Consider the following 12,764-nt stretch of genomic DNA (forward strand, 5'->3'; position numbering starts at 1 on the left):
CTTACGGTTGGAAGCTGGTTTTCATCCCCGAAGGATTCCCCTGGGCCCGCCCCCATCCAAACATCCAGTCCGTCCCCTCGTCCCGCTTTCCTGCGTAACTTCCTCAATTAAATCCCAATTTTTCAGCCCTTTTTCTATTTCTCTAAAAAGCTCAGGCACACATCTCTGAAGTGATCTTCATTGGAAAGCATAGCCGGATGTCTTCCTGTTTCAAAGAGATAGATTTCCCCATGGCCAATTTTGCGTATCATGTCTCCATAAGTTTTCTCGAAATAATTGGGGCCCATGCAGCTTATAAATTCATCCTCTTTGCTGCCGGTCATCAGGATTGGAACGGACAGGCTGCTGAGCGGTTTGTGGAAAAACCTGCCGATGGTTTTACAGTGGGAGGCGATGGCATTGGTATCGTTATCCACAACGGATTCCCAGTCGTCGCCATGCATATAATAGTAGAACATTCTGGAATCAGGATCATTTTTTGAGGCTTCCCGTTCTTCCACTATGTTGTCTGTAAATGAATTTAAGGGAACTTCGCCTTCGAAACTATCTGCAATGACCTTTTCTACAAGTTCAGGAGCTTCCAATGCCACGTTGATGGCAGCCAGGGCTCCGCCGCTGGATCCGATGATATTGACCTTTCCATATTGTTTTTCCCTTAAAAATGCAATCACCTGTTCTGCTTCATAAAACCACAGGTCGGCCGGGAATGTGTCGAGCCGTTGGGAACGTCCGTGGCCTAAAAAGTCGATGAGAATCACTTTGTAATTTTGGGAGTATTTCTCAACTGCCATGGCAAACATGGTGGATGATGCGGTATTGCCGTGAAGCAGAAACAGGGGTTTTCCACATCCGGTTTCCTCATAATAAACGTCCTTATTTTCAAATTTAAAAAATGACATAAACTGCCTCCTAATATTGTATTATTTTTATTAGCAAGGCATATGGCGCCCTGCTGGTCAGATATTTTCTGTTATTCTCATGATTTCTCCTTTCTTCAGAACAAGTTATATCATTCTATGCAAACCACATTTCATATCCGATTGGGGTGTTGCGCATATCGAATTTCACCGTATGCATGGTATGCTGGTCGGAATCACTGAACGTAACGGTGAATCCTCCATCCATATATTTGCCGTTCCCATATCCGTAATCTCCAAAGTATAAGGAGGATATCTGAGGCATACAGCTTTTGGCAAGATTCCAGGCATTGAGCTGCTTTTGGGATTTGTTTAAATAAAAGTCCACATTGGAAATGATCTTTTCAGCCAGACGGAGATACAATTCGTCCGGTTCTTCCTTGGCTCCCTGGATGGTGATTTCCACGATCTTGTTATCAATGTTTAATGGCTGGTTCCAGGTGTTGTCGGGGAAATATTTTAAGTCATTGAGCATAATTCGGCCTCCTTTTTATATGATGGAAAGAATCGTTTGTTTGGGAAGAAATAAATGGTTCTACAGCAATTATACCATCAGAAAGGGGGAGAGGCAAAGGATAAAGAGGAAAAAGGCCTTTATTTATGGGAAATGACAGGGAAAGTAAAATTGCACAAAAATAAATACAATCCAAACCAATATTGTATGATATTACCGATTGATATTTTTTTAACGAAATGATATTATTTAATTTTTAAATAAATATCAATTAATTTTTACTTATAAAATATTATTTAGGAGGAATCATCATGGCAAACAAAACAGAAGTCACCGTACCGGCAATTATTGACAGCGTAGATGCCTTAATTGCAAAGATGAAAGCAATGAGGGAAGCTCAGAAGATCTTTGCCACATACACGCAGGAGCAGGTGGATAAGATCTTCTATGAAGCGGCCAAGGCAGCGAATCAGATGCGCATTCCGCTGGCTAAAATGGCGGTTGAGGAAACGGGAATGGGTGTTGTAGAGGACAAAGTTATAAAAAATAACTATGCGGCGGAATATATTTACAACGCTTACAGATACACTAAAACCTGCGGCGTGATCGAAGAAGATAAGGCATTCGGCATTAAAAAAATTGCGGAACCAATCGGCCTGATCGCAGCGGTTATCCCAACCACAAACCCGACTTCTACAGCGATTTTCAAAACGTTAATCTCTTTGAAAACAAGAAATGCCATCATCATTTCTCCTCATCCACGTGCAAAAGGATGTACCATTGAAGCAGCTAAGATCGTTCTGGATGCGGCAGTGAAGGCCGGAGCGCCGGAAGGAATTATCGGCTGGATCGATGTTCCGTCACTGGAACTGACCAATGAAGTCATGAGAGGGGCGGACACAATCCTGGCAACCGGCGGCCCTGGAATGGTTACCGCTGCTTACTCTTCAGGAAAACCTGCTTTGGGCGTTGGCGCGGGAAATACACCTGTTATCATCGATGATACGGCTGATATCAAGATGGCGGTGAACTCCATCATCCATTCGAAGACATTTGACAATGGTATGATTTGTGCTTCCGAACAGTCTGTAACTGTGTTAGAATCAGTTTATAGAGAAGTGAAGAAAGAATTTGAATACCGTGGATGCTATTTCTTAAAAGGCGATGAAATTGATAAAGTACGTAAAACAATCCTGATCAACGGCGCATTGAATGCTAAGATCGTCGGACAGTCAGCACATAAAATCGCTTCCTTAGCAGGCGTAAATGTTCCGGAAGATACCAAGATCCTGATCGGTGAAGTGGAATCCGTTAATATTGAAGAAGAATTTGCCCATGAGAAACTGTCTCCTGTACTGGCTATGTATAAGGCTAAGACATTTGACGAGGCCATTGCAAAGGCAGAACAGCTTGTAGCTGACGGCGGATACGGACATACGGCATCCCTTTACATCAATCCAAATGAAACTGAGAAAATGGCGAAACATGCAGCAGCCATGAAGACCTGCCGTATTGTTATCAACACCCCTTCTTCTCACGGCGGAATCGGCGACCTTTACAACTTCAAGATGACACCTTCCCTCACACTCGGCTGCGGTTCCTGGGGCGGAAACTCCGTTTCTGAAAATGTAGGCGTAAAACATCTGCTGAACATCAAGACCGTTGCTGAGAGGAGAGAGAACATGCTTTGGTTCAGACAACCTGAGAAGGTTTACTTTAAGAAGGGCTGTATGCCTGTAGCGCTTGACGAATTAGGAACTGTTATGGGCAAGAAGAGGGCCTTCATCGTAACGGACTCCTTCTTATATATGAATGGTTATACAAAACCGATTACCGATAAACTGGATGAGATGGGCATTGTTTACCAGTGCTTCTCCGAAGTACAGCCTGACCCAACTCTTGCCAATGCCCAGGCAGGCGCAAAAGCCATGACAGCATTCCAGCCTGATGTAATCATCGCACTGGGCGGCGGTTCTGCTATGGATGCAGGTAAGATCATGTGGGTAATGTACGAGCATCCGGAAGTTGACTTTAAGGATATGGCTATGCGTTTCATCGATATCCGCAAGAGAGTTTACACCTTCCCTAAGATGGGTGAGAAAGCGTATTTTGTGGCAATCCCCACATCTTCAGGTACAGGTTCAGAAGTTACTTCCTTCGCAGTTATCACAGATCAGGAAACAGGCGTTAAATACCCGCTTGCTGACTATGAGTTAATGCCTAAGATGGCCATTGTCGACGCTGACAACATGATGAGCCAGCCTAAGGGCTTAACAAGCGCTTCCGGTATCGACGTGCTGGTTCACGCATTAGAGGCTTATGTTTCCGTAATGGCAAGCGATTATACGGACGGCCTTGCATTAAAGGCTATGAAGAACGTATTTGAATACCTTCCAACCGCATATAACGACGGTACCAACGTGGAAGCGCGCTGCAAGATGGCAGACGCCTCCTGCATGGCTGGTATGGCATTTAACAACGCATTCCTTGGGGTATGCCACTCCATGGCGCATAAATTGGGCGCGTTCCATCATTTGCCTCACGGCATTGCAAATGCCCTGTTAATCAGCCTGGTTGTCGACTTTAACTCCGCCGAATGTCCGAGAAAGATGGGAACCTTCTCCCAGTACCAGTATCCGCACACAATGGCAAGATATGCGGAATGTGCACGTTTCTGCGGCGTTCAGGCGAAAACGGATGAAGAAGCTGTTCAGAAATTCATTGTTAAGATCGAAGAGTTAAAAGAGGCTGTAGGCGTTAAGAAGACCATCAAAGACTACGGCGTTGATGAGAAATATTTCCTGGATACCCTGGATGCAATGGTTGAGCAGGCATTTGACGATCAGTGTACCGGTGCTAACCCGAGATATCCATTGATGAGCGAGATTAAAGAAATGTATTTAAAAGCTTACTACGGTAAATAAGAAGAGGATAGAAAGGAGATAGCATTATGAAAACAGATAAGATTTTAGCAACACGGACGCACAAGATTATCTATAAAGTCGGAGATACTGCTGTTAAAGTATTTGACAAAAATTATCCGAAAACCGACATTTTGAATGAAGCTCTCAATCAGGCCAGGGTCGAAGAAACAGGTCTTCCGATCCCGAAAATTCTGGGCGTAACCACTTTGGAAGACGGGAACTGGAGCATTACTTCCGAATATATCGAAGGGAAAACCCTGGCTCAGATCATGGAAGAAGATCCTGCGAATGTAGATAAGTATATGGATGAATTCGTGGCTTTGCAGATGCTGGTTCACAGCAAAAAAGCGCCTCTTTTAAACAAATTAAAAGATAAATGGGACGGCAAAATTTCTGCGCTGACCGCTGTGAATGCCACCACCCGGTATGAGCTGCGCACCCGCCTGTCCAGTATGCCGAGACATACAAAGGTGCTTCACGGCGATTTCAACCCGTCCAATATCATTGTGGACAGCAAGGGCAGTTACCATATTCTGGACTGGTCCCATGCCACACAGGGAAATGCGTCCGCTGACGCGGCTACTACCTACTTATTGTTCGCCCTTCAGGATCAGAAGCTGGCGGATCTGTATATGAATAAGTTCTGTGATAAGAGCGATACTGCGAAACAGTATGTACAGAGATGGCTGCCGATTACAGCGGCTTCCAGGCTGGCGAAGGCGATTCCGGCGGAGAAGGAATTGCTGGAGAAGTGGCTGGATGTAGTGGAGTATGAATAAGCTGGGAAGTGGTAAGAGATCAGCGTTATGTGGGTTTGCGGCACTTCACCAAGTCTTTTGATAACAGTGGAATAGGAGCTGTCATTCTTGTAATCCGGTACTTTTTCGAGAATACTGGCGATGAGGAAACGAATGCCAGGAACAGAAGCCTTTTCTCGGGACTGAACATAATGGGGGCAGGGGAAGAGTATTTATCCGGGATGACAGGTTATCCGGTTATTAGTTTTACTTTAAAAGGCGCGAAACAGCCGGATTTCTATCTGGCGATGGTGAGCATCAAGCGTCAGATTGCCAATGAGTTCCGCCGGCATGAAGAGATTGCAGGGAAGCTGGGCGACCGTAAAGAACGGTTTATGAAAATTATGCTGGAACAGGGAGACACTGATACAATGTCCCGGGAATTATCCCTGAACCTGCAGGAAACAATCAGTTTTATGATTATGCAGAAAGTTTTTATCATGGCTTTGTAGCCGGGCTTTTGAAACGTATGAAAGACTACCGAATTCTGTCAAACCGGGAATTAGGAAACGGAAGACCGGATTTAATCCTCAGGACACCAAGCATCAGAGGGCGGGATGTTATTATAGAAATAAAGGCTGTCGGCAAGCTGTCTGATTTAGAAGGTGGGTGTGAAGCAGCTCTTCATCAGATTGAGGACAAGAGATATGAGGCATCCCTGAAGGAAGAGGGATATGAGATGATTATAAAGTATGGGATTTGCTTTTATAAAAAAGAGTGCCTGGTAAGGGCCGGTGTTTAGGCAAATACAGGAATTTGTTCATATTATGGCGGCACTTTGGTGAGTGCCGCTAAAGCGGCCCGCCGCAGGCGGAGAATTCTGTTTAAAACTAGAACATTTACATTAAGGGGCTGTCGCACTAAAGTAAAGGGTGAAGGCATTTCGCGAAATGCCTTCACCCTTTACTTTATTAGTGCGACAGCCCCTTTACTTTAAAAGGTATATCTCACCAGCCCTTTGCTATGCTTCCCATACTCAATCGCCTCTTTGGGGCACCGACAGATGCAGGCCATACAATGGGTACAGTCCTTCCCCCATACAGGTTTCCCGTTTTCCATACGGATATTTGCTAAAGGACATACCTTCTCACACTTACCACAGGAAATGCAGCGATCCGTGGCATAAAATTTTTTAGCGTGCACAAATAAAGGGTAGAATATGGTATTCACAATCCCGCTGTCCATCCGGTCTTTTATCCCGACAGGGGGCTGAGGAAATGTTTCCCTGTTTTTTATCAACCGGGCTGCCCGGCTGATTCCGGGTTCAGCCTGTTTAATGATTTCCTGCGCTTCTTTAGCCGAAGGCGTGGTGAATAAAGCAATATAATTTTCCGGCATTACGACTTCAAATACGCCCATATAATTCATATCTATAGATGCACACAGTTTTTTCAAATACGCGCCCGCGTTTCCAATATTCCCACCGCAGGTCATAACAAAATAGATATCCCGGCATCCGTTCAGCCTGGTTTTGGACAGCCATTCCTCCAATATGCGGGGAATTCTCCATGCGTAGGTGGGCGCGGCGATGACCCAGGGTTTTTCTGAGTGCATATCTGAGAAATCCCGGTCACGGATTTTGGTAAATAGATTAAAAACCTCATCCTGTATTTCATTTCCTATTTTTCTGGCAGCAAATTCGCTGTTTCCGGTTCCGGAAAAATATAAAATCATAGACATATCCTCCTTTTATAAGTTGAAGACAATAAGGGCTTTAGGAAGGACGGCTGATACTTTCATAAATGAGGTTAACCAAGTCAGCCATACCTTTCCATTGTGTCCCATCCAACGCAATATAATAATAATTTCTGGTTCCTTCTTTTCTCATCATCACAATGCCTGCTTCTTTTAAAATCTGCAGATGATGGGATACGGAAGGCCTTGTCAAATGTGTTTTTTCCGCAATTTCACCAACCCGGATGCCGGACAGATCACTTTCTAAGAGGACCAGCAGAATGAGTTGTCTTGTTTCATCTCCGATGGCAGTAAATGCATGTCTGCAGTCCTGAAAGCCATTTTTAATTTTTTGTATCCGTTCTTCACATTCTTTTTCCATAGCTTCCTCCATAACTTTCTCCTCACATATAGGTGACGTTCAGTTTTTCACGCTGGGCCGAGCGGCGGTATTTTACATTGGGATAACCGAGTACTAAAGTGGCCGCGGCTTTTTTTCCTTTAGGAACCTTTAAAAACTTCTTGATTTTAGGTGAAATGTTGATGCAGGATGTGAAAAATCCGCTGAAAAGCACGCCTAAACCATGGGCTTCTGCTACAAATTCCATATTTTGAGCGGCGAGAATGCCATTGGTCCTATTATTGGCCAATACTACGATCACTATGGGAGCCTGGAAGAAGAAAAAATGATCGTCAATTTTGACATTCCTGGCCATAGGGTTAAAGAGATCCGCAAAAGGCTTTATTTTTCTGAATAAGCGGACCGCCATCCGTTCAGCGGCAGATTTTTCCTTATCCAGAACCAGGAAGGAAACGTCCTGCATATTTTTGGCGGTATGTGTGAGCCGTCCTGCTTCTAATATCTGTTCCAGTACGTGAGCCGGGATTTCCTTTTTCTGATACTGCCGGATTGTCCGCCTGAAACGGATCACATCTAAAACCTGGCCGGGATTTAAACGGATCTGTTCCTTTTGGGGAAGGGCCTGCTCATCATAGCCGCTGATGGATACGGCTTCCTTAGGACAGACGGCCGAACACTGGCCGCACATGAGACAGTGTTCCGATAAGGTCCGGGCCAGGCCATTTTTTAATTCAATGTTATGGGCCACACAGGTTTTTGCGCACAGGCCGCAGCCGATACATTTATCCGAATCAATTTTAATCATATGGTCTGCCATAATGTATTTCCTCCTCATTTTCCAACAATGGCCGCATTGGTTAAAGTACATTAACCATTATAGCAAAACAACAAAAGAAAACAACATTGGTAAAGAAATACGTTACCATTGAGTTTTTAATAGGTTTTTATTGTAATTATTACCAAAAATGAAGAGGCGTATTTGTGCAAATAAACAGAACCGCACTTTTTTTGAAAATAATCTTGACAGATTTGCATAATATGATATTATGAATATAACGATTATGACGTCTATGACGTTAAGGATGACATAGACGTAGTAAATTATAGCAAAATCATTAAGGGGAAAGAAGGGAGAAGCATATGAACAAGATTATTCTGGCTTCCCATGGCGGATTGTCTGCGGGGATGAAAGATACGGTTCAGATGGTATTTGGGGATTTGCCTAATCTTTACGCACTGGCGACTACCCGGGATGAGACGGAGAGCATTGTGACCGCCGCACGCCGTCTGCTGGACAGCTTTGATAAGACGGATAAGGTCTACATATTGACGGATGTACTGGGAGGAAGTGTTAATAACGACATGATGACGCTTCTGGGGGATTACCCGGATCTGGTAATTATCTGCGGGATGAATCTGAGCCTGGTGCTGACGCTGGCTGTGGCAGGTGAAGCGGTTTCTTCAGAAGATCTGGAGAGCCTGATCTCACAGGCAAGAGAACAAATTGTAAACTGTACGGAGAAGCTGCTTCAGGCAGCCGAAGAAGAGGAGGATGACTTATGATTAAACTGGTACGTTTGGATTATCGTCTGCTGCACGGGCAGGTTGTATTTTCATGGTGCAGTTATGTGGGGGCACAGCGGATTATTGTAGTGGATGATGCCGCCGCATCCGATGAACTGAAAAAAGCAGCCCTTTCTTTAAGCAAACCGGCCGGGGTACGGCTGAATATCTTTTCCCTGGCGACTACGCTTGCCAAGATGCCAAAGGTCGAGACGTTGAATGAAAATATTATGATGATTTTTGGAAATACCGCAACGCTGCGGGCATTCTGTGAGGCATATCCCAAGATCAAGGAGATCAATTACGGCGGTCTGGCAAATAAAGCAGGAGCTAAGCAGTACGGAAGCGCTATTTTCATGACGGAGAGCGAAGCCGAGGATACAAGAAAACTGGTGGATATGGGAATTAAGCTCTATATCCAGCAGACGCCAAGCCTGAAAGTCGAGCCGCTTAACTTATAGGGAATTAAGAAGTTAAAGAATGAGGAGGAATTAAATTATGCTGGGTACATCCATTATCCTGGGCCTGGTCGGCGTGTTCTGCATCTTGGATTCAAGACTGCTTGGACGCCTCAATCTGGAAAGGCCCCTGATCACCAGTACGATTGTGGGTTTGGTGCTTGGAGACCTGCCTACGGGACTTGCGGTAGGCGCATCCATGGAACTCATGAGTCTGGGTCTGGTAAATATCGGAGCGGCAGCTCCGCCGGATATGAATATGGCCGCCATTATAACTGCGGCATTCGCCATTTTGACGGATGCGACCATGGAAACAGCTCTCGCCCTTGCGGTGCCTATCGCTTTGCTGGGGCAGGCCATCGGAGTGCTGGGACGAATCTTACTGGCAAACTTAACCCATGTGGCGGACAGCGCCATCAGCCAGGGGAAATTCAAGCGGGCCTGTCAGATGCATATTCTGTGGGGGACACTGTTATATTCACTGATGTATTTTGTGCCTATATTTCTTGCGGTCTATGCCGGCACGGATGTCGTGCAGGCAATCGTCAGCGTGATTCCCGGATGGCTGACAGAAGGTCTGAACCTGGGAACTAAATTCCTTACCGCTTACGGTATTGCATTACTTATGTCAACCATGTTAAATAAGGATCTTACGGTTTATTTCTTCCTTGGATTTTTCCTGGTAGGATATCTGGGACTGAATATTACGGCAATCGCTATTTTCGCAGTCATTACGGCCATTGTTTTAAGCGGCCTCAAGTTCAAAGGCGGCGGTGGAAATGCTGTGAATGCTGCTGATGCACTGGATGACTATGACCCGTTGGAAGATGATGATCCGCTGGAAGCGTAAGGAGGAAGAGATATGAGCAATTCGAATGCTGCGCCTGAAAAGCGCTCCAATTTTAAAAAATATCTGCAGTTTTTCTGGCGGTCCTGGGCGATCCAGGCATCCTGGAACTACGAACGTCAGATGAACATGGGATTTTTATACGGCATTGCCCCTACATTGGATGAATTATATCCCAATGACCAGGATCCTGTTCAGGTTGAACAGAAAAAAGAAGCTTACGAACGCCATATGGCATTTTATAACTGTACTCCGCAGACCAGCGCATTTGTGCTTGGGCTGGCGTCTTCCATGGAAGAGCAGTATGCTGCGGACCGGGATAATTTTAACCCGGATACGATTAACGCGGTAAAGACATCCCTCATGGGGCCTCTTTCCGGCGTAGGGGATTCATTTTTCCAGGGTACGGTGAGAGTTATTGCATTTGGGCTTGGAATATCTCTGGCACAGCAGGGCAGCATCCTTGGGCCGATTCTGGCAATCCTGATTTCCCTGATTCCATCCTGGTTTGTAACCTGGTTTGGAGGTAAGCTGGGCTATACCATGGGAAGCCGGTATCTGACCAAACTCCAGAGCGGAAACCTGATGGATCAGTTGATGTACGTCTGCGGAGTTGTGGGTCTTATGGTAATCGGCGCAATGGTGGCAAGTATGGTGGGAATCACGACACCGATTGCATTTGAAAGCACTGGGCTGGTTTTACAGGATATTGTGGACGGCATACTTCCGCAGGCCCTCAGCCTGGCTGTTACCCTGACAATGTACGGCTTGATCCGGAAACGGGTATCCACGGGATGGCTTCTGTTAATCTGTATTATAGGCGGTATCATTATCAACGCGCTGGGCGTACTGGCGTAAGAAAACATATAAATATCTATTATTTTAGGAGGAGATTATCATGTACAACATCAATCTGAACCAGGTTAAGGACATTGTTTCTGACATTTTAAGCAAACATACCATTGAAAATGTAGCTTTCGTGGGCTGCGGCGCATCCAAAAGCGAATTGTATCCAGCAAAATATTTTCTTGCCAATGCCAGCAAAAAGCTGAGAGTGGCTCATTATACGGCTAATGAATTCAACTTCGATACCCCGGACTGGCTGGGTGAGACTACCGTTGTCATCAGCGCATCCCTTGGCGGAAGCACACCTGAGACAGTAAAAGCCAACGCAGTGGCGAAAGCCGCAGGAGCAACGGTTGTAAGCGTTACTCACGCCGCAGGTTCTGCCCTGACCGCAGATGCGGACTACAGCGTTATCCATGGATTTGAGGCAAACTATGCGGCAAAACTGGAAAAAATGGGCTATGTAATGGCTCTTGCCCTGGAACTGTTACAGCAGACAGAAGGCTACGACAAATATGACAAGATGGTTGACGGCTTTGACAAGATCTTCGAACTGGCTGAGAAGAGCGCACAGGCTGCTAAGAAAGCCGCTAAAGAATTCGCAGAAGCATATAAGGACGCTCCGGTTATCTATGTGATGTCCAGCGGCGCCAGCGCTGAAGTTGCATACTCCACCTCCATCTGCCTGATGATGGAAATGCAGTGGATCAACTCCGGCAGCTTCCATTCAGGAGAATTCTTCCACGGACCATTTGAAATTACAGAAAAAGACGTACCTTTCGTACTGCTTATGAATGACGGAAAGACACGCTCCATCGATTCCCGGGCCCTGACCTTCCTGGAGAGATTCGACGCCCTGACTACGGTTGTGGATGCAAAAGACTACGGCCTGTCTTCTGAGATCAGCAGCGACGTGGCTACTTACTTCAACCCATTGTTACATACAGCAGTATTCCGCGTTTATGCTGAGGAACTGTCCTATGTCCGTCAGCATCCGCTGACAAAGCGCCGCTATATGTGGAAATTAGAATATTAATGCAACAGTTCAGACGGCGGACGGCAGAAATGCAGTTCGCCGTGTCTGCATGAGGCATCCTGCCGCTGGGTGTCCTGCACATGATAAAAGTTTTAAAGAGCTTGAGGGGAGATATTATGATAGAGGGCATCATTTTTGATATGGACGGAGTGCTGGCGGATACGGAGTATTTTTATCAGCAGAGGCGGGAGGATTATCTGCGGGAAAAGAACTATGTGCGCAGTGAGAAGACAGATTTTGTGGGTTCGAACGAAAAGGCTATTTGGGAGGCCATCGTGCCCGATGATCCGGTGCTGCGCCGGCAGATGATGTTAGAATACCGGGAATACAGAAAAGTTCATCCCGAACCCTATGAAAAACTGGTAGATCCGCAGGTAAAACCGTTGTTTGAGGAATTAAAGCAGAGGGGAGTTTTAATCGGCATCGCGTCATCCTCCGACCGGGCATCAATAGAAGCTATGATGAAAGCCGGGGGAGTGACCGGTTTGGTGGATTATTATATCAGCGGAGTGGACTGCAATAACCATAAGCCCCACCCGGAAATTTACCAAAAAGCCATGGAAGGCCTGGGCCTGACCGCTGAAAATGCCTTCGCAGTGGAGGATTCCGCCACCGGCATTGAGGCAGCCTTAAATGCAGGCCTGCGGGTCTTTGCATTGAAGCCGCGTCATGGCGAAAACATAGACCAAAGCCGGGCCACGAAGGTGATCCGGCAGCTCGGTGATGTGCTGGGGTATCTAATGATGTGAAATCTTTATTTAGTTGAGGAAGTTACGCAGGAAATCGGGACGAGGGGACGGACTGGAGGTTTGGATGGGGGCGGGCCCAGGGGAATCCTTCGGGGATGAAAACCAGCTTCCAACCGTAAGTGAAACTAAGGCTCCAGG

The 12,764-nt window shown here is 46.0% G+C and carries 16 protein-coding genes; 11 read left to right on the top strand and 5 right to left on the bottom strand.

Features of this window, described 5'->3' with window-relative positions; all coding sequences use genetic code 11:
• Positions 1-134: 134 nt before the first annotated feature.
• Complete coding sequence (locus tag GPL15_RS19860) at positions 135-899, bottom strand: alpha/beta hydrolase (RefSeq protein ID WP_215700411.1); 765 nt, start codon at positions 897-899, stop codon at positions 135-137.
• 115 nt (positions 900-1,014) lie between these two features.
• On the bottom strand, positions 1,015-1,392 hold the full coding sequence (locus GPL15_RS19865; RefSeq protein ID WP_215700412.1) for a hypothetical protein: 378 nt from the start codon (positions 1,390-1,392) through the stop codon (positions 1,015-1,017).
• A gap of 54 nt (positions 1,393-1,446) precedes the next feature.
• Between GPL15_RS19865 and GPL15_RS19870 the strand changes: the two genes are divergently transcribed.
• From GPL15_RS19870 to GPL15_RS19890, 5 genes are all read left to right on the top strand, one after another.
• The gene (locus tag GPL15_RS19870) at positions 1,447-1,614 is read left to right on the top strand and encodes a hypothetical protein (RefSeq protein WP_215700413.1); all 168 of its coding nucleotides are present in this window, start codon (positions 1,447-1,449) and stop codon (positions 1,612-1,614) included.
• Between the two features lie 68 nt (positions 1,615-1,682).
• Positions 1,683-4,295 (top strand): bifunctional acetaldehyde-CoA/alcohol dehydrogenase, encoded by a 2,613-nt coding sequence (gene adhE / locus GPL15_RS19875; protein WP_215700414.1) that lies wholly within the window; start codon positions 1,683-1,685, stop codon positions 4,293-4,295.
• A gap of 26 nt (positions 4,296-4,321) precedes the next feature.
• Entirely contained in the window at positions 4,322-5,074 is a 753-nt protein-coding gene (locus GPL15_RS19880; RefSeq protein WP_215700415.1) for an aminoglycoside phosphotransferase family protein, read from the top strand.
• A gap of 29 nt (positions 5,075-5,103) precedes the next feature.
• Positions 5,104-5,544 carry a hypothetical protein gene (locus tag GPL15_RS19885; RefSeq protein WP_215700416.1) on the top strand — a complete coding sequence of 147 codons (441 nt, stop codon included), beginning with the start codon at positions 5,104-5,106 and terminating at the stop codon, positions 5,542-5,544.
• A 17-nt stretch (positions 5,545-5,561) separates the two neighbouring features.
• Positions 5,562-5,834 carry a PD-(D/E)XK nuclease domain-containing protein gene (locus GPL15_RS19890; RefSeq protein WP_252198520.1) on the top strand — a complete coding sequence of 91 codons (273 nt, stop codon included), beginning with the start codon at positions 5,562-5,564 and terminating at the stop codon, positions 5,832-5,834.
• 191 nt (positions 5,835-6,025) lie between these two features.
• Here the strand turns inward: GPL15_RS19890 and GPL15_RS19895 are convergent, their stop codons facing one another.
• The 3 genes from GPL15_RS19895 to GPL15_RS19905 are packed head-to-tail and all read right to left on the bottom strand — an operon-like array spanning position 6,026 to position 7,944.
• On the bottom strand, positions 6,026-6,766 hold the full coding sequence (locus tag GPL15_RS19895; protein WP_215700418.1) for an EFR1 family ferrodoxin: 741 nt from the start codon (positions 6,764-6,766) through the stop codon (positions 6,026-6,028).
• A gap of 40 nt (positions 6,767-6,806) precedes the next feature.
• Positions 6,807-7,148: a metalloregulator ArsR/SmtB family transcription factor gene (locus tag GPL15_RS19900; RefSeq protein WP_215700426.1), complete on the bottom strand. Its 342-nt coding sequence runs from the start codon at positions 7,146-7,148 to the stop codon at positions 6,807-6,809.
• 22 nt (positions 7,149-7,170) lie between these two features.
• Positions 7,171-7,944: a nitroreductase family protein gene (locus GPL15_RS19905; protein WP_215700419.1), complete on the bottom strand. Its 774-nt coding sequence runs from the start codon at positions 7,942-7,944 to the stop codon at positions 7,171-7,173.
• 323 nt (positions 7,945-8,267) lie between these two features.
• Here GPL15_RS19905 and GPL15_RS19910 point away from each other — a divergent pair, with 323 nt between their 5' ends.
• The 6 genes from GPL15_RS19910 (at position 8,268) to GPL15_RS19935 (ending at position 12,626) form a co-directional block, all read left to right on the top strand.
• The gene (locus GPL15_RS19910) at positions 8,268-8,690 is read left to right on the top strand and encodes a PTS fructose transporter subunit IIA (protein ID WP_215700420.1); all 423 of its coding nucleotides are present in this window, start codon (positions 8,268-8,270) and stop codon (positions 8,688-8,690) included.
• On the top strand, positions 8,687-9,151 hold the full coding sequence (locus GPL15_RS19915; RefSeq protein ID WP_215700421.1) for a PTS sugar transporter subunit IIB: 465 nt from the start codon (positions 8,687-8,689) through the stop codon (positions 9,149-9,151). Before GPL15_RS19910 ends, GPL15_RS19915 begins: the two co-directional genes overlap by 4 nt.
• Positions 9,152-9,188: 37 nt before the next feature.
• A complete protein-coding gene (locus GPL15_RS19920; protein ID WP_215700422.1) occupies positions 9,189-9,998 on the top strand; it encodes a PTS sugar transporter subunit IIC in 810 nt (269 codons plus the stop codon).
• A 12-nt stretch (positions 9,999-10,010) separates the two neighbouring features.
• Positions 10,011-10,853, top strand: coding sequence for a PTS system mannose/fructose/sorbose family transporter subunit IID (locus GPL15_RS19925; protein ID WP_215700423.1), 843 nt, complete (start codon positions 10,011-10,013; stop codon positions 10,851-10,853).
• 40 nt (positions 10,854-10,893) lie between these two features.
• On the top strand, positions 10,894-11,877 hold the full coding sequence (locus tag GPL15_RS19930; protein ID WP_215700424.1) for an SIS domain-containing protein: 984 nt from the start codon (positions 10,894-10,896) through the stop codon (positions 11,875-11,877).
• Between the two features lie 116 nt (positions 11,878-11,993).
• Positions 11,994-12,626 (top strand): HAD family phosphatase, encoded by a 633-nt coding sequence (locus tag GPL15_RS19935; RefSeq protein WP_215700425.1) that lies wholly within the window; start codon positions 11,994-11,996, stop codon positions 12,624-12,626.
• Positions 12,627-12,764: the final 138 nt, after the last annotated feature.

The organism is Clostridium sp. MCC353 (genome assembly GCF_018785315.1).
Taxonomy (GTDB): Bacteria; Bacillota; Clostridia; order Lachnospirales; family Lachnospiraceae; genus CHH4-2.

Coding starts and splice junctions, on each gene's coding strand:
- GPL15_RS19860 (WP_215700411.1), bottom strand. CDS start 899: ATGTCATTTTTTAAATTTGAAAATAAGGACGTTTATTATGAGGAAACC.
- GPL15_RS19865 (WP_215700412.1), bottom strand. CDS start 1,392: ATGCTCAATGACTTAAAATATTTCCCCGACAACACCTGGAACCAGCCA.
- GPL15_RS19870 (WP_215700413.1), top strand. CDS start 1,447: ATGGTTCTACAGCAATTATACCATCAGAAAGGGGGAGAGGCAAAGGAT.
- adhE (WP_215700414.1), top strand. CDS start 1,683: ATGGCAAACAAAACAGAAGTCACCGTACCGGCAATTATTGACAGCGTA.
- GPL15_RS19880 (WP_215700415.1), top strand. CDS start 4,322: ATGAAAACAGATAAGATTTTAGCAACACGGACGCACAAGATTATCTAT.
- GPL15_RS19890 (WP_252198520.1), top strand. CDS start 5,562: ATGAAAGACTACCGAATTCTGTCAAACCGGGAATTAGGAAACGGAAGA.
- GPL15_RS19895 (WP_215700418.1), bottom strand. CDS start 6,766: ATGATTTTATATTTTTCCGGAACCGGAAACAGCGAATTTGCTGCCAGA.
- GPL15_RS19900 (WP_215700426.1), bottom strand. CDS start 7,148: ATGGAAAAAGAATGTGAAGAACGGATACAAAAAATTAAAAATGGCTTT.
- GPL15_RS19905 (WP_215700419.1), bottom strand. CDS start 7,944: ATGGCAGACCATATGATTAAAATTGATTCGGATAAATGTATCGGCTGC.
- GPL15_RS19910 (WP_215700420.1), top strand. CDS start 8,268: ATGAACAAGATTATTCTGGCTTCCCATGGCGGATTGTCTGCGGGGATG.
- GPL15_RS19915 (WP_215700421.1), top strand. CDS start 8,687: ATGATTAAACTGGTACGTTTGGATTATCGTCTGCTGCACGGGCAGGTT.
- GPL15_RS19920 (WP_215700422.1), top strand. CDS start 9,189: ATGCTGGGTACATCCATTATCCTGGGCCTGGTCGGCGTGTTCTGCATC.
- GPL15_RS19925 (WP_215700423.1), top strand. CDS start 10,011: ATGAGCAATTCGAATGCTGCGCCTGAAAAGCGCTCCAATTTTAAAAAA.
- GPL15_RS19930 (WP_215700424.1), top strand. CDS start 10,894: ATGTACAACATCAATCTGAACCAGGTTAAGGACATTGTTTCTGACATT.
- GPL15_RS19935 (WP_215700425.1), top strand. CDS start 11,994: ATGATAGAGGGCATCATTTTTGATATGGACGGAGTGCTGGCGGATACG.